General features: G+C 44.5%; 16 protein-coding genes. 1 reads left to right on the top strand and 15 read right to left on the bottom strand.

Annotation, left to right across the window (positions count from 1 at the left end):
• Positions 1–13 precede the first annotated feature (13 nt).
• From A8806_RS06250 to A8806_RS06210, 9 genes are all read right to left on the bottom strand, one after another.
• The gene (locus A8806_RS06250; RefSeq protein WP_109730332.1) at positions 14–1,051 is read right to left on the bottom strand and encodes an alpha/beta hydrolase; all 1,038 of its coding nucleotides are present in this window, start codon (positions 1,049–1,051) and stop codon (positions 14–16) included.
• The gene (locus A8806_RS06245) at positions 1,048–1,959 is read right to left on the bottom strand and encodes an alpha/beta hydrolase (protein WP_181368605.1); all 912 of its coding nucleotides are present in this window, start codon (positions 1,957–1,959) and stop codon (positions 1,048–1,050) included. The genes A8806_RS06250 and A8806_RS06245 overlap by 4 nt, the downstream gene beginning before the upstream one ends.
• A 43-nt stretch (positions 1,960–2,002) precedes the next feature.
• The gene (locus A8806_RS06240) at positions 2,003–4,735 is read right to left on the bottom strand and encodes a glycoside hydrolase family 3 protein (RefSeq protein ID WP_109730330.1); all 2,733 of its coding nucleotides are present in this window, start codon (positions 4,733–4,735) and stop codon (positions 2,003–2,005) included.
• A gap of 208 nt (positions 4,736–4,943) precedes the next feature.
• A complete protein-coding gene (locus A8806_RS06235; RefSeq protein ID WP_109730329.1) occupies positions 4,944–6,050 on the bottom strand; it encodes a family 43 glycosylhydrolase in 1,107 nt (368 codons plus the stop codon).
• 43 nt (positions 6,051–6,093) lie between these two features.
• Positions 6,094–8,568 carry a glycoside hydrolase family 2 TIM barrel-domain containing protein gene (locus A8806_RS06230; protein ID WP_109730328.1) on the bottom strand — a complete coding sequence of 825 codons (2,475 nt, stop codon included), beginning with the start codon at positions 8,566–8,568 and terminating at the stop codon, positions 6,094–6,096.
• Positions 8,569–8,620: 52 nt separating this feature from the next.
• Complete coding sequence (locus A8806_RS06225; RefSeq protein ID WP_109730327.1) at positions 8,621–9,190, bottom strand: VOC family protein; 570 nt, start codon at positions 9,188–9,190, stop codon at positions 8,621–8,623.
• A gap of 35 nt (positions 9,191–9,225) precedes the next feature.
• Entirely contained in the window at positions 9,226–10,638 is a 1,413-nt protein-coding gene (locus A8806_RS06220) for an MFS transporter (protein WP_109730326.1), read from the bottom strand.
• A gap of 33 nt (positions 10,639–10,671) precedes the next feature.
• Positions 10,672–13,032 carry a glycoside hydrolase family 2 TIM barrel-domain containing protein gene (locus A8806_RS06215; protein WP_109730325.1) on the bottom strand — a complete coding sequence of 787 codons (2,361 nt, stop codon included), beginning with the start codon at positions 13,030–13,032 and terminating at the stop codon, positions 10,672–10,674.
• 69 nt (positions 13,033–13,101) lie between these two features.
• Entirely contained in the window at positions 13,102–14,178 is a 1,077-nt protein-coding gene (locus tag A8806_RS06210) for a Gfo/Idh/MocA family protein (protein ID WP_109730324.1), read from the bottom strand.
• Between the two features lie 297 nt (positions 14,179–14,475).
• On the opposite strand from A8806_RS06210, the gene A8806_RS06205 reads away from it, so the two are divergent.
• Positions 14,476–15,534, top strand: a complete 1,059-nt coding sequence (locus A8806_RS06205) for a helix-turn-helix domain-containing protein (protein ID WP_109730323.1) — start codon at positions 14,476–14,478, stop codon at positions 15,532–15,534.
• On the opposite strand, the gene A8806_RS06200 is transcribed toward A8806_RS06205, so the two are convergent.
• From A8806_RS06200 to A8806_RS06175, 6 genes are all read right to left on the bottom strand, one after another.
• Entirely contained in the window at positions 15,519–16,382 is an 864-nt protein-coding gene (locus A8806_RS06200) for a sugar phosphate isomerase/epimerase family protein (RefSeq protein ID WP_109730322.1), read from the bottom strand. The genes A8806_RS06205 and A8806_RS06200 overlap by 16 nt on opposite strands.
• A gap of 1 nt (position 16,383) precedes the next feature.
• Positions 16,384–17,229, bottom strand: coding sequence for a sugar phosphate isomerase/epimerase family protein (locus A8806_RS06195; RefSeq protein ID WP_109730321.1), 846 nt, complete (start codon positions 17,227–17,229; stop codon positions 16,384–16,386).
• Positions 17,226–18,236, bottom strand: coding sequence for an aldo/keto reductase (locus A8806_RS06190; RefSeq protein WP_109730320.1), 1,011 nt, complete (start codon positions 18,234–18,236; stop codon positions 17,226–17,228). The genes A8806_RS06195 and A8806_RS06190 overlap by 4 nt, the downstream gene beginning before the upstream one ends.
• Before the next feature lie 169 nt (positions 18,237–18,405).
• Positions 18,406–18,693: a DUF4432 family protein gene (locus tag A8806_RS06185; RefSeq protein ID WP_242995968.1), complete on the bottom strand. Its 288-nt coding sequence runs from the start codon at positions 18,691–18,693 to the stop codon at positions 18,406–18,408.
• Between the two features lie 191 nt (positions 18,694–18,884).
• Complete coding sequence (locus tag A8806_RS06180; protein WP_109730318.1) at positions 18,885–20,042, bottom strand: GGDEF domain-containing protein; 1,158 nt, start codon at positions 20,040–20,042, stop codon at positions 18,885–18,887.
• Positions 20,043–20,337: 295 nt separating this feature from the next.
• Positions 20,338–21,711 carry a diguanylate cyclase domain-containing protein gene (locus A8806_RS06175; RefSeq protein WP_181368604.1) on the bottom strand — a complete coding sequence of 458 codons (1,374 nt, stop codon included), beginning with the start codon at positions 21,709–21,711 and terminating at the stop codon, positions 20,338–20,340.
• Positions 21,712–21,825 lie beyond the last annotated feature (114 nt).

Raw genomic sequence — 21,825 nt, 5'->3', positions numbered from 1 at the left:
CCTTTCTCGCTTGTTATTTATCTATTTGATTTGGAACTTGTCTGAGCAGCTTGTCTAAATCTTCAATCTCTTCCTTTGTCCTGCCAAGCGCCTCCATAAGGAATCCCAAATTAAATTGATCTGCTATCACTTTCCCAGATTCTTTAAAGATGCCGCTGGAATAAGCGTCAATAGCATTGAGTACGGGAGTAAGCTCCTTGACCTCTGTAACAAACTTCCTGAGATGGCGGATCGAACATCTCACTGACAGAACCGGTTCAGCGTCTCCATTTATCTTGGTCTGACAAGCAGGGGCTCCCATTCCTTTCGGAGTAAGCCGTCCAAAGATATCCCAGAGAAACCCGACGGAATTCGGAACCCACTGAGGGATCCGGCTGCAGCCCTGTCCCAGTCCGATGTCTGACACTTCTCCGGTTGAAAAACCGTGTTCACCAAATGGATAGATGTGGCACTCATAGGTGATGGAATATTTATCCAGCACCGTCATGAAATCCACTGTGTTAGAAATCGGAACCACACTGTCATCCCGGCAAGCTGTCAAAAAGCAAGGCGGAGTCTCTGCATCGACATGATCTATTGGAGCAGGCGCGATTCCACCCGGCTGACATGCATCCGTAATCTCCTGCTTCAGCGCGGCGTATCCAAGGATTGCAGCAGCCGGACGATGCTTCGCCATCGTTGCGGCACATGCCGCCAGGTGACCTCCTGCGGAAAATCCGATAACAGCGATCTTGTCTGTGAGTACGCCCCACTCTTCTGCATGAGTTTCAATATACTCCATCGCCTGCTCATAGTCGTCCAGAGGATTCGGCCATGCTCTGTGCTCTCCTACGGAATAGCGCAGAACGAACGCATGAAATCCGGCTGCCAGATAGGGATATGCTACGATTTCCGCTTCCCAGTCAGAACACATGGCATAACCGCCGCCCGGAATGACCATAACGGCCGGACGTTCTGTAAATCCCCACGCTCCGCCTACTGTCTGTACCATAGCAGAAAGCGTAACATTTCGTTCTTGATTCAGGATGATTTTCTCAGTATTTATGGTCATTTTACTTCCTCCAAAAGTTCACTTTTTAAAACCTTTATAAGCCACTGCTCGCAATCTCTTGCATAAGCGCCTTGTTCCGCATTGATACGTCCGTCTGTGGATGGCTCGTAGTCCGGCCGGTTTACTTCCAAAAATCCATGCTCCGCATGTTCGTATTCTCTGAAATATACATTTACTCCATTGTCAATCAGCCGTTTCGCATAATTAAGCGCATGAGGTTTTAAATCATCCCTGCCGCATGCCACGATAACAGCCGGACAAAGTGCTTTTATCTGCTCATCCTCCGCCGCCATCGGTGAGATATGGCACTCTTCCAGATGTCCTTCCGGTACGACACTGCTGATAACCATGTTCATCCATCCGCAATTTGCCTCAGGACGAAGATCGACACAGGGATATACGAGAATCTGTAGTTTCATATCAATCCCGCATTCCTTTAATCGAAGTACTGTCCCTGCCGCGATATTCGCTCCGGCGCTGTGTCCGCCAATCGCCATTCTGCTGTTGTCAATTCCGTATTCTTCCGCATGTCCGGCAAAATATCTGACACAATCACAGGCTTCCGCCGACATTTCCGGAAGGGGAATCACATCTGCCTTATGATAATTGATATTGACAACGACTGCCGGTACACTCTCTGCAAGAAGCTGGCAAAAGCTTTCCATCATCATGGCATCGCCGGCGACCCATGCTCCGCCGTGCATATTAAAGAACACCGGCAGCTTTTCTGCGTTCTTTTTCTCAGGTCTGTAGATCAGCACGGGGACATTCTCTTTACTGTCTCCGCGCGGCACCGAAAACCGCTCCCCCACAGATGTTCTTTCTGCATAACCGGCTCTCATTTTTGCAAGGGAAGCTATCCCGATACCGGTCTTTTTGTCCGCCACTTCAATCCTTCCGATTTTCACTTTCGTATTCCTCCGTCTTATTATATTCGTTGTTCTTTTCATATCATTTCATGTTCTTTTTCATCTCTTTCCATGCACTGGATTTAAGCAGATACCGAAGGACGTGCATTGCACATCTCTGCAGATCGCCCAGTGCCAGATGACGTCCCCGGCGTATTCCTTTATAGGAAATTTTCTTTGATCCGTCCGGATTTTCACGAACAGAGGCGATGCCACTGTCTATGTATTTCTGAACCTCTTCTCCCACTTCTGTTCCTGCCAAAACGGTTGTCCTGCATATATCAGCGCCTTCTGCACACGGCAGGAATGAGCCCCATTCTTCGACAATATCCTGCTTAATTCCATCATATGAGATTACTGTCCGCTGCTTTACAGAACCATCCGTTTCAAATTCCGGTTCCCATCCTTCCAGTGCCTCTTCGATTGCTTCAACCTGGATTCCTCCCATGATGATGTCATTCCCTGCATGGATATCTGCCGGTTTGTAGGATTCGGAATGCCAGTCAGTCATAAACATACCCTGAAATCCCCATTCTCCGCGCACAATATCTTCCAGAAGCTCCCGATTTTCCGAAGAGTGTACTCCATTGACCTTATTATAGGATGTCATGATTGTCCCCGGATTCGCCTCTTTTACCACTATTTCAAATCCTTTCAGATAAATCTCACGAAGCGCCCGCTCGCTCAGGTTTGAGCTGGAAAATCCACGGTCTGTCTCCTGACTGTTGCATGCGAAATGCTTTAGTGCAACCATACATCCTTCATGACTTTGAACTCCTTTCGTAAAAGCCGCTGCCATCTTTCCGTTCAAAAACGGATCTTCTGTATAGTACTCAAAACTGCGTCCGCCCATAGGATCTCTGTGGATATTCATGCCGGGGCCAAGGATAACGGACTGATGATATGCCTCCATCTCTGTTCCGAACCCGTCTCCGGTCTTTTCCATCAGTTCTGTGTTCCATGTCTGTGCAAGGACCGTTCCCACCGCCCAGGCTGCCGTCGGTTTTCCGATCACGCGCACGCCTGCGGGACCGTCTGCGAGATAGGAATTAGGAATACCGAGCGTCTCCACATACTGTGCGGTAGTCCTTCCGGAAGAAGGAATCGCTTTTAACGGTTCTGCTTTCTTCTTCATCCGGCTGGGAACAGGATAGGGCGTTTCGTGGGAAACTCCGGTAACAAGACGAAGGAGTACTCCCTGATCCAGTGAGGCTACAAATTCTTCCATCGTCACCTTTCCTTCCGCCACATCCGGGAAGGTCGCATCCGGAACATTTCTGACAGTTTCAACCTTTTCTTTCGTCTCATACTTTAATCTGTACGGATTTTTCTCCACATACGGCTCATACTCCGCACCTTCCGGAATATAAGTCACGGTACATTCTGTGCCTGCGGCCGTGTGATCTTCTGCGTGAAATTTTGAAGCGTTGAGCATGAGCACAGGCGCGTCCGTCTGCTCATAGGTGATGGCAGGTGCTTTATAAAGATTCAATTCCTTTGGACACTGTACCTTTTTACCCAGCTTTTCAGTAATCACCTCATCGTCAAGTGACAATACTGCCGCAATTTCCGTCTCACGGCTGTTCTTTCCTACACGGATCAAATACTGACCTTTCTCCAGAACATAAGATGAACGTTCTGTATCAAAAGAGGCAAGCGATACCGTCTGAAAACTGATTTGCACAATTTCTTCCTCTCCCGGATTCAATTTCTTTGTTTTTACGAAGCCCCTCAGCTCCTGATACGGTTTCGGAAGCCGTTCGCTCTGCGGCGCGGACACATAGACCTGTACTACTTCTTTTCCTGAACGATTTCCTGTGTTCTTTACACGAACAGCCACTGTAACCTTCTGCTCGTCTGCATTCACATTCTCTGTTTCCATAGAAAATTCAGTATAGCTTAAACCGTACCCAAAGCACCAATGCGGAGTTACGTTAAAGCTGTCAAAATAGCGGTATCCCACGTAAATATCTTCCAGATAATCTTCCTCGTCCGTAATTCCGTCACTTGTAGAAAAAATCGCAGAAGCCGGATAGTCTTCGTACCTCCGCGCCCATGTATCTGTCAGGCGACCGGACGGATTCGCTTTTCCAAACAGAATATCTGACAGAGCCTTCCCTGCCATCATTCCAGGCAGGTTCATCAGAATTACTGCGTCGATACCCGGGATCTCTTCTATAAACCGCGGATCCATAACGGAAGTATTAAGAACTACCACGGTGTGTTCAAATCCTTCCGCAATCTTTGACAGATTCTCGTATTCCATATCAGATAAAAGGAAATCTCCTTTTTCATTCTTCCTGTCATAGCCTTCCCCTGTATTTCTTCGAATTACATATACAGCAGTCTTCGCTGCCTTTGCCTCTACAATTTCTTCCTCTGTAATCTCCGGCTCATCAATAAGGACCGTAATCCCACACCAGAGTCTCGTAAAGTCATCAATATCCAGTTCGTCATTGGCTTTCTTACTGGCCGCGGCAAATTTTTGCAGCCATCTTTCGGAGGTCAATTCACATCCGCTCTCTTTAAGTCCCTTTTCCACATTAATCTTAAGGGGAGGCTCAGTGGAACCGCTTCCAATTCCTCCAATAATCGTATCCACGGCGCCTGCTCCAAAAAGCGCCAGCTTTTTGTCGGAGAGCGGGAGTATTCCATCATTTTTTAAAAGAACCATCCCCTCTTCTGCTCCCTGCAGGCAGACCGCCTCTTCATTCTCTCCGGGCAGCGGTCCGATATTTCCCGGCCATCTTTTGATCCATTCATCTACAAAACTCATTTTTTACCTCCAGCTCATCTTCCTCTTTTTGTTATATTTACTGTATTACTTTATCGCTTCATCCACAATATCATCCGGCGGTAACTCACTTTTACTTTTGTATCATATTTCGATTTATTGGATTATCCGTTCCTACGGAAGAAAATCCATCTTTCCACAAATCATATGTGTTTCCCCCGTCCGCCTGCAACAAATATGTATTTTCTCTTTATTCGTAGTCCTCAATGCACCACTTATCTTTCCATTCAATCAGCACCTGTCCCTGCGGATGTGTCTTGTCAGGTTCCGTAAATTTCAGCGGAAGCCATACATAGTCCGCGACAGAAGTATCAACGCCAATTCCGAGAGATTCCCGGAACGGGATTTTTTCTGCAAGCGCCTTTAATTCTTTCTGCTTTTCAGCATTTGTTGCAGTATCCGGATCAGCGTAAAGCGAACAGGCTCTTTCACAGTCCTTATACAAAACATCCATTCTGTTTGGCAGCCACCGATCCGCGCACGCTATATAGAGATCTTTTTTCCCCGGAACTTTAAATACCGAAGAAATCTGGGAATGGAATGAAGTCTCACTCGAATCGTCTACATGCGGATTTCCTAATACCGTATATGGACCATGCCATGAGTCACCGACAGCAACCTCTGATGGATTCGGGTAATACCCGGTCGTTCCGCTGGTGATTATATAATGTCTTCCCTTCCGGACAAAATGCGCGGTCGCCTCACGGACATAAGGCGGAAGCGGATGCGGAAAGTGAGTACTGTAATAGCCTGTCACATCCGTATAGTCGTCTGTCAGATCCGCACAGATTGTCTCGCTGTGTACCCGTTCAAAATAGTAATATGCCTTATCATCCGGCGCCACTGCCAGATCAAAGTCACCCGCGCTCATTCCCAACGGCTTTATACCTTCGCGGACGATTTTATAAGGCCCTAACAAGTGATCTGCCGTCAATACGGTTTCTGTCTGCGGTCCATCTATCGTCATGATTTTCAGCCAGCAGACATATTTCTTTGTTACTTGATTATAAATAATATGCGGCCGGTCCATACATGCAGTCGGATGCAGGGAAGATCTTTTATCCTCTGTATTTGGCTCGATGATCACTCCCATATCTTCCCAGTTATACAAATCCGATGAGCGGTAGCATCGGACTCCCCAATGCCAGATAGAATCTTTTCCCGTTGTCTTTTCTTTGTTTTCACCATACCAATAATAATATCCGTCTTCATATAGCAGAGAACCGCCATGCGCCTGAATCCGCTTCCCTTCTGTATCCAGCCAGACCTGTCCAGGTCTTATACTATTATATACCATTTTTATATCCTCCTCGTGCTTTGGAAAAAGATGCTCTTTCCAATTATACTGTTTCAATAACAACTGATGTATCTTCACAACCTTCTGCCGAAAACCACACTGTTATTCTTCCTTTCTTTCCAGTACTGCGGACAGCCGCCATTACTTCTCCATCGTAAGTCTCCCATTCTGTATCATCATAATTTCTGAAAGGCTGCGGATCAGCGTTCCCATATCCCTGAAGTGTTCCTTCGCCTTCTACCATCACGATGACCTTTTTTCTGGCATATAGGTTGGGAGTCCCCATTTGATCTGTCAGCCGGCAGGTAACAAAAGCAATGTCCTGTCCATCCGCAGATATAGCGCTCCGATCCGCTTCAGCCCGAAGTTTCACCTGATCTCCGGCAGTTTTTAATTCATACCGCCCACTTTCTTTTCCGTTTTTATAAGTAACTGCTATCAGTTTTCCCGGTTCATAATAGACTTTCCACGCTGCGATAAAACCATAAGCTTTTCCGCACGGTTTCTTTCCAAGAGATCTGTCATTCAGGAAAAGCTCTGCTTCCTCATCGCAGGAATAAATATCCACCTCTGTTTCTTTTCCTTCCAGTCCCGGCCATGTCCAGCTGCTTATATTGTCTTTAAACAGCCAGTTTGTCCTGTTATACTCCTGTCCATACCGGTTTACTCGAATTACAGCAATATACGGTTCCTTTCTAAGCCCGAATACTATCTCTCTGAAATAGCTGATGGGACGTCTGTAACCGATCAGGTTGATGTCGCTGATATAAGAAAGCCGGTCTGGAAAATGATTTCCAAAATTTTTATTTCCATCATAATAAAATATCCCGCAGCCCGCTTCTCCGATATAATCATATCCCGTCCATGTAAAATCTCCCAGAATATGATGATACTCTTCCGCCGTTTTCCACAGATCCGCAATCTGTGCCGGAAAAGATTCTGTGGCGACAATCGGCTTGTTCGGATGAATTTCCTTCTCCAGCACATGCCGGTCCAACGAATAATTATAGCCGCAGATATCCGCTGCCTGCCCCGGTTCCTCCAATACTTCTGTCATCATCGGGTGGCAGGTAAATTCCGGGCCTTCTATAAACGTCATAAACATGTTCAACGCGCCTATTGTGTTCTCCACTAAAGACTTCTCTCCTGAATCTGAGGGAATATCTATCCCTTTCTCCTGCATGATAGACGCTGCGATTGCAGTGATTTTTCCAGCACCCGCCACGGCATTTAATCCGCTGCATCCGGTCGTCGTAAAGCGCGTACCGTCCACCTCATGAAACTTTGTACAAAGCCGCCGATTCCATCTCCCGCCGCTTTCATGTCCGATATCCAGAAGTTCATTTCCTGTTGAATAGATGATCACTGAAGGATGATTATAATCTTTACGAACCATTTTCTCAGCCTCTTCCTCCCAACACCTGTCAAACAGAATTGAAAAATCCTCCGCGTTTTTTTCGTCGTTCCACACATCTGACAATTCATCCATAACCAGAATACCATACTCGTCACAGGCCGAAAGCATTTCGCGGCTTACAGGGTTATGCGCGGAGCGAATGGCGTTAAATCCGGCTTCTTTTAATTCCCTCGCACGTTTTTTCTCAGCGGCAGCAAATGTCGCCGCACCGAGGATACCATTATCATGGTGGATACATGCTCCTCGGAGTTTTACCTCTCTTCCATTGATGCGAAGCCCTCGTTCCGCATCAACGGAAAGTACTCTCAATCCCGTCCTGACAACTGTTTGATCCAACTCTTTTTCTCCCTCAGCGAGCGTCACACAGATGTCGTACAGCGCCGGATGTTCTTCGCTCCACAGCTCTGCCTTCGGAATAAAAACAGTCTGCCGGAGTTTCTCCGTCTCTCCGCCATATACTGTTGCATAAACTATATCCTTTTTCACAGACAATCCTTCAAATGTTACCTCTGTATTAAGCTTTACTTTATGCTTTGATCTGCTGATATTTTGCAGTTCCGTCTCAATTTCCACCAGAGTGCCTTCTTCCGACGCCTCCTTTGTTGTAACCCTGACTCCGTCTTCCGCTATATGTACCGCCTCTCCTGTCAGCAGTTCCACATTTCGGTAAATTCCGGAGCCGGTAAACCAACGGCAGTTAGGTTCCCCAGTATTGTTGGCAACCACGCTGATTTCATTTTTCTGTCCATAATTGAGAAATTTATCAATATCAACGTAAAATTCTCCATAGCCATGCAGACAGCTTCCGGCAAAGTCTCCGTTCACCTTTACCCTGGCAGTTCGATATACACCGCCAAAAAAGAGTTTTACTGCCTTTCCTTCCCATTCTTTCGGGATATCAAGCATTTTTGTATATGTATACTCCCCTCCCGGGTAAAATCCGGTCTGTGCGCCGCTTTTTGTATTCTCCGAGGGAATCTCATGAATCATGGCATCATATGGAAGCGTGACATTTTTCGCTTCTGAAATGCTGCCTCCCCTCCTTTCCAGCAGCGTTCCTTTCTCTACTCTCCATCCGTCATTCAGCAATATCCTTTTCATAATTCCTTCTTTCCGCTATAAAGCTGCTCATTTTGATTGTGTCCTGTTACTTTCAAAATTTTTGCCCCACTATTTGCAGAGATTTATCAGTATACTCCATAAGCTCAATACGATTGCCGTCCGGGTCTGCAAACCAGCATTGCCATGTGAAGTCAGGTCCAAAGGTGATATCTGAAGTGGGCATAATCCCTTTATTCTTCAAATCCTTTACAGCTTTTTTTAGATTGTCGACCTGAAGGCTTAAATGGGAATATCCCACTCTTTCTTCGCCCGGTTCATTAAAAAGCTCCGGCATAATGAAATTTCCCATTGGATAGAAAACCTCCAATAACTGAGCGGGAACTATCTCCAGATACATCACCCATGGCATATCTCTTATTGATGAAAACTTCCTGAGCATACCGTCTATAATTTCTCCGGTTTTTTCTCCTAATGTCTTTGCCGCAACATACAGTTCCCTGTTTTCAGAAATCGCTTTTTCATAGTCAGCATAAGTCAACAGCGCTTTCTTTCTAAAGCCAAAACCATCACAATAAAATTTCAGAGTCTCACCCATATCCGAAGGATTAAATGCAAGATGAGAAATTGATACCACTTTCCAATTACAATTTGCTGTCTGCATACTTTATGTGCCTCCTTCAAAACGCCTGTAAGCTTCTATTGTTTTCTTTTACTTCCGAAATTCCCAGATTTAATATCCTGCTCGATTCGGGTATATTTTTCTCCGTCCAGATCATAAATAAACGCTAATACCACCATCCCTGCACATAATATTGCAGGGAATGTCGCATACATAAATGTAATCGCGCTCTGCGCCCCTGCTGCCTGAACTGATGCTGTGCTGACAAAGCCACCCCACTGTAATGCCCATCCAAGAGCTACTGTACCAAAAGCGTTTCCAAGTTTGTTTGCAAATGATCCGGCTGCGTTTCCCATTCCTACAGCTGAAAATCCGTCTTTCCACAGACCGTAAGTCAGAGAATCCTGCAGAATTGAGCCTGTCGGAACACTGGAAATACCAAAACCGATACCGCGGAGAACACCTCCAATGTGGAGTGCCATCGGAGAATTCGCTAATAACGGAAGAGCATATCCAATAGCCGCAATAGCTGAGCCAATGATAATCGTATTGCGTTTTCCTATCCTGCCAACAATAAATACAAGTGTTATTATGAGAGCCGCCAGCATAGTCACCGTATAAAGCTGTGTAATGGAAGCCTGCAGATCAAGATTACCCGCTACATACTGTGCATAGTATACTGTTGTACCACTGGTAGCGCCCATCAAAATATATACCAGCAAAGTGATTCCAGTACATATGAGCCAATATTTGTTTGTAATCAAACTTTTTACCGTCTTTTTCACCGGAATTTTTTCCTGTGCAGAATCTCCCGATTCTTTAATATCAGATACGCGTTCCCGTATAACCAGAAAGCAGATAAGGCTCAAAACTGCATATAAAATCAGAAACACAATAATAGTCTTTAAAAATCCTGCCTGCGTATAGGCGTCCCCTCCACCAAATGCTTCGCTGATCTTTAAAAAGTTACTTGTCACAACAAGCGGAACAATCACATTTACTCCAAGCATATGTATACCGCCGAGAAAACTTCTGGACTTTGCGTTCATCGTTGCATAACTAACGTATGAGAAATCCGGAACAGCCATAGCTGTATTGCAGACAGTAACCGCCAGATTGTAAGTCAGAAATACATATATGATCTGCATCGTCCCGTTCAGTCCGGCAGGCTGCCAGAATACCAGAAGTGCACAGATAATTGATGGAATGATCACCCGAAGATACCATGGGCGGCTTTTCCCATATTTACTTTTTGTATTATCAATCACTCTTCCCATGACGAGATCAGAAATACCGTCAAAAATCCTTGACATTGCAATAATAGAAGCCGCAATTCCCGGATCTATATGCATTACATTTGTATAGTAAACCAAAATGAACGTTCCAAAAAATATGGAATATGTCCCCACACTGGAAGCACCTGCCAGATATCCTAACTGCTCGTAAAATGGAATTGCCGCATCCGGACTCATATTTCTTTTATTCTTCATTCTCTTACTCCTCCTGTTTTTTATTAGATACCTCTATATTACCCTTCCTGACATAATTTCCGCTGACACACTTTCCATTCCTTCCGCAGAAGCCGTCACTTTTATCCTGCCTGCTTCTTTTTCGCTTCTTATAATCGCAATCACACGCCCATGCCAGGAAGTATAAACTCCGTCTGTAAACTTCTCTTCTGTCTCCGGATTTCCGCTTCCCACTGCCAGAAGTCTTCCCGGTCCCTCAACAGTTACGGAGATTTTCCTGTTTGTCATCATTTTCAGATTGCCTTTCTCATCCGTGACATGCACCGTGACATATGCAAGATCCTCCCCATCAGCGCGAATCACATCGTCCTCTTTGAGAATCGTAAGCCTTGTCTCTTCACCTGCTGTGACAAGGCTGTCTCTTGCGATTTCTTTTCCATCGCTGTCATAGCATACAGCCTCCAATACACCCGGTCTGTACGCTGTATGAAAATCGCATTTATACGCTTCCAGAGGTTTTCTGCCCATAGACTGTCCGTCCCGAAAAAGTTCCACACTGTCTCCTATACTGTATACTTCAATCTCCGCTTCTCTCCCTTCCTGTCCCGGCCATGTCCAGCAGTTCAGAGAATCTGTCAGGCGCCAGCGTCCAAGGGTATATTCTTCCCCGCTGTGGTTCACCGGACGGACGCCGATATAAGGCTTGTCATACGCTCCCCACATCACTGCCGAATAGTATGCCTGACTCTCCGGGAATCCGGTCAGGTCAAAAGAGCCGCAGGCTGCAGTCAGGCAGGGATAATCTTTGGAAAAAGGAGCCTGAGTCGTTCCATAGACCGGCTGACCCACACCGGCTTCCCCCAGATAGTCCCATGCAGTCCACATAAAATCTCCAATCACATAGTCATTCTGCTCCACAGCAGTCCAGTTTGTATCCATTGTTTTCGGAAATGTCTCGGTACTAAGGATGAGACGCTTTGGCGCCAGTTTATGAGTTCCTTCGTAAAGGTTGTGTCCGTAATTGTATCCCGGGATATCTACATAACTGATACATTCTCCGATCAAAGTTTCCAGATTTTCCGGTGTGATAGATGCCATGATCTTCGGGAGAAGAGTCAGGATGTCGTTCACATCTTCACTTCCTACATTCTTTTCTCCTGCTTTTCTTTTCTCAGCCTGCTTTGCAGCTAATACGGACAGCATACTGTTGACGGCGATCGTTGTAGGTCTTGTGGAATCCAACTGATGGAAGGCCTCATTCAGCATTCTGGATATCTCCGCTCCGGAAGGAAGTCCCGTATCCGTGATTTCATTGCCAATGCAGTACATCACTACGCAAGGATGGTTATAATCTTTTGAGACCAATGCCGTCACATCTTTCTTCCATTCCTTTGCAAAATACTGTGAGTAATCATAGGGAGACTGAGACAACTCCCATTGGTCAAATGTCTCGTCTAATACATACATTCCCAGCTCATCACAGACGTCCAAAAAATTTTTTCCCGCCGGATTGTGAGAATAACGGACCGCATTAAAGCCTGCTTCCTTTAATTTCTTTACTCGCCGATATTCCGCTTTGTCATAGGCACATGCGCCAAGCGGACCATGGTCGTGGTGGACACAGCCTCCTCTTAGCTTGACCGTGTTTCCGTTGATCTGAAATCCTTTTCCTGCTCCCCATGTGATCATGCGGATTCCAAACCGGGTCTGCGCTTCATCTACTATTCCATCCCCATTTTTCAGGACTGCTCTTAATGTATACAGTTCCGGATGTTCCGTATCCCAAAGTTTTCCGTTCGGAATTTGAACTGTTGAATACTCTCCAGCAAAAGATGCCACAATCTTTCCATCTTTGAGCACCTCGCACAGGATTGTCATATCTTCTGTTTTCTCTGCTTCTATACTGACTTCCACCTCCGCCGGATTTATAGAGACTGTCTTTATTTTGATTCCCTCCGGCTTAATATGATGTTTTTCGCCGGTCCACAGATTCACACTGCGGTAGATGCCGCTTCCGGAATACCATCTGGAATTTGGAGTCTCAGAATTATCAACGATCACTTTTAGCTCATTATCTTCTCCTATCTTAAGTCTGTCTGTCAGATCCACATAGAAATTCGTATAGCCATAAATCCAACCGCCCAATTCTTCCTCATTAAGAAAAACTTTGGAATTCATATAGACTCCCTCGAATTCTACCGAAACCGACTTTTCCCGAAGAGCTTCGGCCCCAAACAGATTTTTCGTATATATGTATTTCCCGCCCGGATAAAATCCAGTAGCATTCCCATTGGGAAGATCCGGCACCCTTTCCTCCGTCTGCATAGCATCATGAGGGATATTGATAAGTTGCTTCTCTGTTTCATGTCCGTCCTTCCAAAACAGCCAGTTGTCATTGATTCGTTCTTTTTTCATTTCTTTATTAGCTCTCCTTTATGTGAAATATCTCCTGTGATTATCTTTCATTAGTTTCCATACACACTGTTAAATACTTGTCTCAATCTTCTTCACAACACTCTGCACTCCACTGGTTATGATTTGGTTTACGATATCCAGAACATGGATTGCCAGACTGCTGTCTACCCTGCTTTTCGTCCCTGCCGCAATAGCTTCTGCCATTTGAGATGGTCCGATTCCCCTGCAGTTCCCAGTCAGATCAGAAACCGGCTCCAGAACAATCTCCTCACCTGCGGTCCTTGTTGTATTCGGTATCAATCTTACATCCCCGCCGAAAGAATTCATATCAGGCAGAATCAGTACTCCTTCCTCTCCATAAATGCGAAAATCAATAATATCCCACATATTGCTCTCGGCATTCATCATAAATGTTCCTGTGACACCGTTCTCCATCTGAAGGACTGCCGCCGCGATACTCTCCCCCTGCGAGTCAAACATACCGCCGTATCCGGGCATACCGGGCACCGAATGTTTTCTCACAGGTTTATAGTTCTGCCATCTGGCAAATACATTGTCCACTGGCCCTAAAAGTTCAACCAGCGCAGTCAGATGGTATACGCCGTAATCAAAACATATACCGCCTCCCGGCTCTCTTAAAAAGCTGTACAGGCTGGACAAAATATCATAATCCCTGTTTGCGCAGATATGGAAAGAAGTGACTTTCCCTATCCTTCCATCCTCGATTGCTTTTTTTGCCGTCTGTACTGCAGCGCCAAGAAACGTCTCGGGAGCCGCGCTGAGATATACGTTATGTTTTTCAGCAAGTTCTGCCAAATGCTTCGCGTCTTTCACCTCCAATGCCAATGTTTTTTCTGTATAGACATGTTTTCCCGCCAGAATCCCCTTTTTTACCAGCTCATAATGTGTCGGCGCAGGAGTCAGTATCAAAACCATTTCTATAGACGGATCTTCCAGTATCTCGTCATAAGTACAAGCGTGTATCCCATACTTTGCCGCAGCCTTCTGTGCGCTTTCAAAATGTGCCGCACAGCATGCCGTAATCTCAAGGTTTGTAAATCTTTTCTGTATATTATTGAAATAGACTTCACTGATCTGTCCACATCCTACCAGAGCAGCTTTCATTTTTCTCCCATGTTTTTCCAACCCTTTCCCTCCTTGTATTTTTCTGCCTGTATGATCTTTGCAACTTTGTTATATTTATTGTACCGTCCTGTGGTTGTATCAACAATGTCAGTAATCGTTCATTATTCTCCCATTTTATAACATATTTCAATCAAATTACTTTTTAGCTTTTTAAAATCGGAAGTTCAAGTCTTAAATCGTGTCATATTTTGATTATTTTCCCTTGTTATGTATCATAATTCGGTATATAATACTTTTATCCTTTCCTAAATGTGTTACATTAGTGATATAATCTGATTACAAAGGAGGTACTGACTTATGACTGTTATTTCTGATTTATCCGTTGTACAAAAAATAAAGGTTCTGGAGGAGGTCATCTCATTTCACGAAGTAGATGAATCTGCTCCCTTTTATCAGGAAATGAACACTCCCTTTACGATCTCACTCTCGGCATTCCATCCTGACTCCATAACTGACAGCGCTTTCTCTATTTTTACCCCGGATGTTCAGCTGAATCTTCCCGCTCTTGCACTCCAAAGGCATGATCGTATGCATCGGCATAACTGTTTTGAATTTACTTATATATTGTCGGGAAATATGTATCAGATCGTGGAGGGGAAACGTTATCTTTACACTTCGGGAAGCTGCTGCCTGATGAATAGAAACACACTCCATACCGAGGAGCTTTCATCAGACTATACGTGTATTTTCTTTTCTGTTTCTTCCGAATTTATAGAGCGGCTGACAAACTATGGAAATGATATGCTCTTTCCCATGGAGCAGAAACGTTTTGATAATCTGATTTTTCATTTTCTGGAACAGAATATGGAAGCAGACCATCCAGACTGCAAAGACTTTTTAGACTTTATCCCGCGCATCACGGAAAAAGAACAGAAAATCATAGTACATGATATTTTTGAAAAAATGCTCAGCACAATCCTGAATCCATACTACGGAGCGACTTACAGACTGCAGGACCTTTTTTTCCAGCTTATTGATATTCTGTGTGATTCTCGGTACTATCATGCTGAACATGTGACCGCAAAAAGCAATATGGAATCCCTGCTCTTCTCCCGTATTGACCAGATACTTGATGAACATCATGGCCGCATCAGCAATAAAGAACTGTCGCAGCTGCTGAATTACAACGGCACATATCTCGGAAAAATCGTTAAAAAATGTACCGGACAGAGTCTCTTTGACTATAGCATGAATTTTACAATGAAACATGCCGCCCATCTGCTCAAAAGCACGAAAAAAAGTGTATCCGAGATTGCCAGTGAACTTAAGTTCAACAACCGGACACACTTTTATCAAATCTTTGAAAAATATTATCAGACCACGCCCCGGGAGTATCGTGCTCAGCAGGCTAAATAGTCACAAGTGCGCTTCAGGGATTTAGGGAAATCTCCGTCGTCATCCACAACGAATTCCATGGTCATCCCGCCGTTGTAGCCTGCTTTTTCCAACTCTGCCGCAATGCCTTTTATGTCGATGATCCCAGTGCCAACCGGCGCAGTTGACATTTTCGTCCCGTCTTCTGCGTATTCCACCAGAAGACCTCCCGGCGGAGTCGGACGGTAATCTTTCATATGGACATAGCCGATTCTCCCTTCAAATGCTTTTAAGTATTCCAAAGGATCTTCTCCAACCAGAGTCATGTTGGCGCTGTCGTAGACCAGTTCCAGACCGGGAACCTTATCTAATACTTCCATCACATCCGCCGCTTTGCAAAGATGAAGTTTCAGATCCGGGGTATCTTCTATCACGACATGGCCGACTTTCTCTTTTGCATATTCCACGATGGGCCGCCAATGCTCTGTCAGACGCGTCCGAATCACTTCGGGCGCATACTCTCCGATTCCCTCCTGCGCCTGCGGGACAAGCATAAGAACGTCTGTCCCAAGCTCTGCCGCTGTATCTGCATCGTGCTTTCCCTGCTCGATTCGTCCTGCAAAACCTTCTTCATCCATCCGGGCATATTCGCCGAAGGCAATATAACTGTTCACAGACAGACCATGACCGGCAAGCATCCTCTTCACCCGCTCCAGACCAAGAAACTTTACCTCCCATGAAATCACATCCACTGCCTGAAAACCTGCTTCCTGGACCAAATCCAACATTTCCTGATATCCATCGACCAGATCTTCTTCATCCTGATCCGCCTGAAATTTAAAGAAAAGCCTGAAAAACATTGACATCGTCATTAAACCGGGTTTCTTCATCTCAGCATTCCTCCCTCTTAATTCCTGCACATAATCTGTCTGCGCTCTTTTTTAAATCTTCCATCATATCACCCAGACTTGAATCCTGATCCATGATGTGTCCTGTCTCCATCAGATGAAGTGTTTTTGACTCTTTTAAAATCTCCTCAAGAGGAAGTATCCCATCTCCAAGGGCTGTAAAGTTATAGCCGCCATTTTCCTCCTGCCCGCTCTCAACCATATCTTTAAAATGCAGGATCGCAATACGCTCCCCATAGGAACGCATCATCTCTGTCACATTCTCTCCCGCTGCTTTCACCCACCCTACATCTAACTGCAGGCGGATATCCGGGATCTGCTCCATAATATAATCAAGCGTATTTCTGCCATTCTCTCTCTTTATCTCAGCATCGTGATTGTGTAGCAGCAGTTCGATTCCCGCATCCTCAAATACTTTCACAGCTTCTTTTAACTCTTCACAGAACTTTTCCGCTTCATCGGGCGTTTTTGTCTGGGGGCTGAACACGCAGTAGCTGAGATTATTTTCCAGTGCGAACTGCTTTATCTGCTCTGCGACAGGCGACAGCGCTACCGGAAATGTTCCCGCATGGATTCCCGGAACTTCCACTCCCATCTCCCTGATATGCCGAATCTTTTCTGCCGCCGTATCAGCCATCCACATACTGCCGTCCGCATTCCATTTTCTGATTAACTCTTCTGCACAGTCTGACAGTTCCGCATCCTTATTTTCAAATATTACAAGCGGTTCTGCGGAGGAGTATCCCATCTCTTTAAGTTTAAGTATAGTGCCGTCAAAATCTTCTTTTAACTGTTTATTCAGTCCAAACAGATTTACTCCTATTTTCATACGCTTACTCCCCTTCTATTAGTTTTATTCCCATTCTGATTCCTTGCCGGGCACGCAAGATCCAGATATGCCGCTTCCTCTTCGCTCAGGCTGATATCCAGCGCATGGATGTTCTCTTTCATCCTTTCCGGTTTTGAAGTACTCACGACCGCGAAGGTATTCATGTTCTGGCGGAAAATCCATGTCATGGCGATCTGCGGTACGGAAACTCCCTTTTCCGCGGCCAGTTCCTCACACCGTTTCAGCCGCTCAAAATTTTCCGGATACGCGTATCCTTTCATTGCGGCGCTGTCCAGTATCTTCGAGGCACAGTCCTCATCCGCGCTTTTTAGCTTGCCGGAGAAAAAACCTCTTCCCAAACTGGAGTAAGCGATGACCGGCATCTGAGTCTCCTTGTACCATTCTCTCGCCCCTTTGTTCGCCGGACCTGAGATCGTAACGCATCCTCCGCCCCATGGATCTTTGACCTGATCTGCAAGACCGAAATTCGGACTCGATACACTAAACGGAATCATACTGTGCTTATAAGCATATTCATTTGCCTCCGCAATCCGCTCATGCGTCCAATTAGAGCCCCCAAACGCTCCGATCTTCCCTTCCGCGTGCATGGCATTAAAAATCTCTACGACCTCTCCTGCCTCTACTTCCGGATCATCCCGGTGCAGCATATAAATGTCGATATAGTCTGTCCTCAGATTGGAAAGAGATTTTTTTAAATCCTTGCGCATCTCTGTCTCATTGACGCGTTTTCTCCCAAAAACACTCGGATGTCCGCATTTAGAAAGGATTACGATCTCATTCCGGTTTTCTCTCGTTTCTAGCCAGTTTCCAAAGGACCGCTCCGCCAGACCGTAATTTCTGGCGGCGTCAAATGTATTGACGCCCAGTCCGTACATGGCGTCCAGTAGCTCATTTCCGTCTCCTCCGGCTGTAAAAGGCGCCATTGCCGTTCCAAACAGGATACGGGAGACTGGCTTTTTCACATAAGGAATCTTCTGATACTGCATATAGTTACCTTCTTTCTGCTCTTTTTTCTATTGTTCCAACCTCAGTCCTTATGACTTTTTTGAATATCTTATACCGATGAATACAGTATACTTTCTTTAAAGTACAGAGGCAATCACATAAAACGTTATTTCCAGCATTTATATGTATCATATACCGGTTTGAACAGCTTCAACATTCCAGTCCCAACACATAATCTCTGACTCCCATCATCTTCCACTCTACGAACCCGTCCAGTTTCTCGGCGTCAAACCGGATCGTAACTTTTCTTCCGGTCTTTGGCTGATAGATGGACGCGCAGCCTTCTTTATCCGCAAACTTATGATAATAACACCGTTCCACATATCCTGTCTGCGGTTTCTCCATTTTCAGACAGTTTTCTATATCTTCTGCTGCATGTTCATCTCTCGGTACGATTTCTTTCGCAGGAATCTCCACAATGCTGTCTTCGTCCAGCAATGGATATCTAGGATGCAGATAGGAACAGCTGTCCTTTTTTCCATTTTTCTGTCATACGAGCGGTCTTATCGCTTCATGTTTCTTCACAGCATAGGACAGGCCATTCACAAGAGTATGCTTTTTCTTCAGTCAGGTCTATGCCCATACTGTATATCGAGGGGATACCGTCCCGGCTGTCTTCACTGTTCACCTTATAAAGAGTAATAACCCATATCCTTTTCACACTCTGAACAATACTGGTTCTTACCATTTCGTTTTGCCTGATACATAAGGGCATCCGCTTTTGAAAAGAACTTCTCAATGTTCTCTCCTTCCACCGAAGGCTGCCCCTCGTAAATTCCGAAACTTAATGTAACATCTATGCCGCCCGGTTTTTCCTGAATTGTCTTAAGTCCTGTCTGTATCGTCTTCACTAAATGAACGGCGGTCTCCAGTTCTCTCCCTGGGAGAATCACAATGAATTCCTCACCCCCATACCGAAAGCACAAATCGTTTTGGAAAGACTGCTTCATGACATTCGCCACAGTTTGAATCCATTCATCGCCCACAAGGTGTCCATAGTTATCATTTATCTGTTTAAAATCATCAATATCACACAAAACACAAGTCAGTGGTATCTTCTTTTCAATACAGCGCTGCCATATCATAGGCGACATCTGCCCCAGCTTCTGTCTGTTATAGAGTCCGGACAGGGCATCTCTTTCGGCTGCTTCCTCCAGCAAAACCTGTCTTTTATAAGAGTTTATCCTGACTCCATAATATGTAAGGCTCGAAATTAAGGAAATAATAGCAAAAACTGAAAAATTAATAATATTTGCCAGAACGTCTTCTTTTGTATATAGACTTATGATAATAAGAATCAGCCCGCAGCCAGCCACATGAAAAATCATATAGAAAACTGGTTTCACAAACGAAACAATCGGCACAATTACCAGAATTGTAATAAAAATAATTCCTGAAAAGCTTCCATTGTAATATGTATCAACAGCCGTAATATAGACGGACCACACAATCAAAAATCCATCATACACTACACTTAGGGCTTCCACAATATGATATCTATGATCAATATCCCTGCTTACGGCTATTAAGATGATATATGCTGCTATACTACATAATAAAAGGGAGGTATATGCTATGAAATATGCAATATACTCCATGCTGCTAAAAAATCCTCCCCGCAGGAACCACATCCCCAGCATCATGATTTCGAAAAACATGATCGTTGGAACTGCTCTTTTTCCACTGGCCAAACTGTCAGCAGCTGCACGCTTTAACACGATTTCCCTTTCGGATTCATGTTCAAATTGATTATTAAAACTCAATTTTTCCAAAAATTCTATATTCATACGATTCGATTCCTTTATGTTTTCATACTGGGCGGCCTTTATACCGGCTTTTTATTTTATAATCAAAAATTTTGATAAATCTAGTTTACTATATTTCAGCCTGAGCGTCCATAACAACGTTGTTTTTGAGTGAAAATAAATACAACTGTTATAAGTGTCAACAAGAACTATGAAATAAAAAACAGGAATATCCTGTGGAAAATCATATGCTAAAAGGCACCTGATTCCACGGATATTCCTATTTTCGGGTTAAGGACTAACTATTTTCCCCCGAATGTAAAAAGAAATGCGATTTTCAATTTTCATAAAAAGAAATGCGGTTTTTCCCACCATGTTTTGAAGCATAAAGCGCTGCATCTGCATCTTTGTAAAAATATGGAAAACTTTTCCCCTTCGATGGTGCGATCCCCACGCTGAAGGAAACTTTGCCGCTTTTCCCTGACTCAGACATAAATCCTGATATATGGTCATTCAATTGTCTGATATATCTCTTAATCTGTTCCCTGCTGTGCACCTCCTGAAGGAAAATGCCGAACTCATCCCCTCCCAGTCTTCCGATAACTGCAGTTTCCGGAAAAGAAGCTTTCAGTAACTCTGCTATCCTAATCAGCACTTTATCACCAAACGGATGACCAAAAGTATCATTTATATCTTTAAAATTATCAATATCCAGCATAATAAAAATGCCTTCCTTCTGGTTGAGGAGACCTTCCACGGACTGAATAAATGTATCTTTATTATAAATCTTCAGACTCGTATCATATTCCGCCCTCTCCTGCATTGCAATCTCGCGACGCTTTGAATCGTTTATATTTTTCACATACATAATGCCCTTCTTCTCGCCAGTGACAATATCCGTGATCAGGCGTATAATCGTCACAACCCAGATATAGGTGCCCTCCTGCCCATTCAGCATACGGTATTCAAGCTTAACCTCCTGCTCTTTGTTTTGAAAGGCCTTATTAATATTTTTCATCAAAAAACATTCCAGATATGCTTCCCTGTCTTCCTCCTTCACATATTCTGCAATATACTCTATGGCAAACCGCTCATAATTGCTTCCTTCTTCTACATAGGCGCATATCTCGCAATTCAGTTGACATTTTTCATAAATATTTTTCGAAAAATTTATAATATAAAACGCAATAGTATCAGACAGCACTGCCATACGGTACTGTTCCTCCACAGCATAGACCTCGCCTCCTATTTTTTCCCGCAAGGTTTTCAGTGTTTTTTCTGCAAATCTAAGAGGATATGCTTCTATGTTTTCTTCTGTGACTACAGGAGCTGAGGCATGCAGACAGCAAATTTTCCAATCTTTCTCTTCTTTCATCAGGGTAAGAGATTGTGAGAACCTGCTTTTTGTTACTTTTTCATGGCATTTTGCTGTCACAATCACATCTGCACAGAGTACAGCTATATCTTCTCTGAGCATCCGTATCTCTATACGGCCAAAATCAAGGGTATGGGAAACTTCATTTTCATTTTTCTGGCCATCCAGGAAGACTTTTGTAACATCATATTTGGAAGTTACGAACCCCTGTTCACCGATTCCAATCCCCACTATGGAATCTGAAAGGCATTCCAAAACGCTATCCAAATCCTTTGAAATGAGGCCTCCATCTTCAAATTTATAAAGCACTTCTTTGATTCTGTCTTCCTCCGTCATATGCTTTCCCCCCTTATCTATATCCATCCACATCCTGAACCTTTGCTGGTTACTGCATTAAGTACGCAGGAGTAGACTCCGACAGATTATTCTACATTGGGCAAATATTTATAC

Source organism: Faecalicatena orotica, assembly GCF_003149245.1.
In the GTDB taxonomy this organism is placed as follows: Bacteria; Bacillota; Clostridia; order Lachnospirales; family Lachnospiraceae; genus Faecalicatena_A; species Faecalicatena_A orotica.
Note: the sequence above shows the minus strand (reverse complement) of the source record. Positions and strands in the feature narration are given on the sequence as shown.

What these genes read in the sequence shown, in the direction of transcription:
- A8806_RS06230 (WP_109730328.1), bottom strand. Translation starts at nt 8,568, where the DNA reads ATGAAAAGGATATTGCTGAATGACGGATGGAGAGTAGAGAAAGGAACG.
- A8806_RS06205 (WP_109730323.1), top strand. Translation starts at nt 14,476, where the DNA reads ATGACTGTTATTTCTGATTTATCCGTTGTACAAAAAATAAAGGTTCTG.
- A8806_RS06225 (WP_109730327.1), bottom strand. Translation starts at nt 9,190, where the DNA reads ATGCAGACAGCAAATTGTAATTGGAAAGTGGTATCAATTTCTCATCTT.
- A8806_RS06195 (WP_109730321.1), bottom strand. Translation starts at nt 17,229, where the DNA reads ATGAAAATAGGAGTAAATCTGTTTGGACTGAATAAACAGTTAAAAGAA.
- A8806_RS06235 (WP_109730329.1), bottom strand. Translation starts at nt 6,050, where the DNA reads ATGGTATATAATAGTATAAGACCTGGACAGGTCTGGCTGGATACAGAA.
- A8806_RS06215 (WP_109730325.1), bottom strand. Translation starts at nt 13,032, where the DNA reads ATGAAAAAAGAACGAATCAATGACAACTGGCTGTTTTGGAAGGACGGA.
- A8806_RS06200 (WP_109730322.1), bottom strand. Translation starts at nt 16,382, where the DNA reads ATGAAGAAACCCGGTTTAATGACGATGTCAATGTTTTTCAGGCTTTTC.
- A8806_RS06190 (WP_109730320.1), bottom strand. Translation starts at nt 18,236, where the DNA reads ATGCAGTATCAGAAGATTCCTTATGTGAAAAAGCCAGTCTCCCGTATC.
- A8806_RS06220 (WP_109730326.1), bottom strand. Translation starts at nt 10,638, where the DNA reads ATGAAGAATAAAAGAAATATGAGTCCGGATGCGGCAATTCCATTTTAC.
- A8806_RS06250 (WP_109730332.1), bottom strand. Translation starts at nt 1,051, where the DNA reads ATGACCATAAATACTGAGAAAATCATCCTGAATCAAGAACGAAATGTT.
- A8806_RS06180 (WP_109730318.1), bottom strand. Translation starts at nt 20,042, where the DNA reads ATGAATATAGAATTTTTGGAAAAATTGAGTTTTAATAATCAATTTGAA.
- A8806_RS06240 (WP_109730330.1), bottom strand. Translation starts at nt 4,735, where the DNA reads ATGAGTTTTGTAGATGAATGGATCAAAAGATGGCCGGGAAATATCGGA.
- A8806_RS06175 (WP_181368604.1), bottom strand. Translation starts at nt 21,711, where the DNA reads ATGACGGAGGAAGACAGAATCAAAGAAGTGCTTTATAAATTTGAAGAT.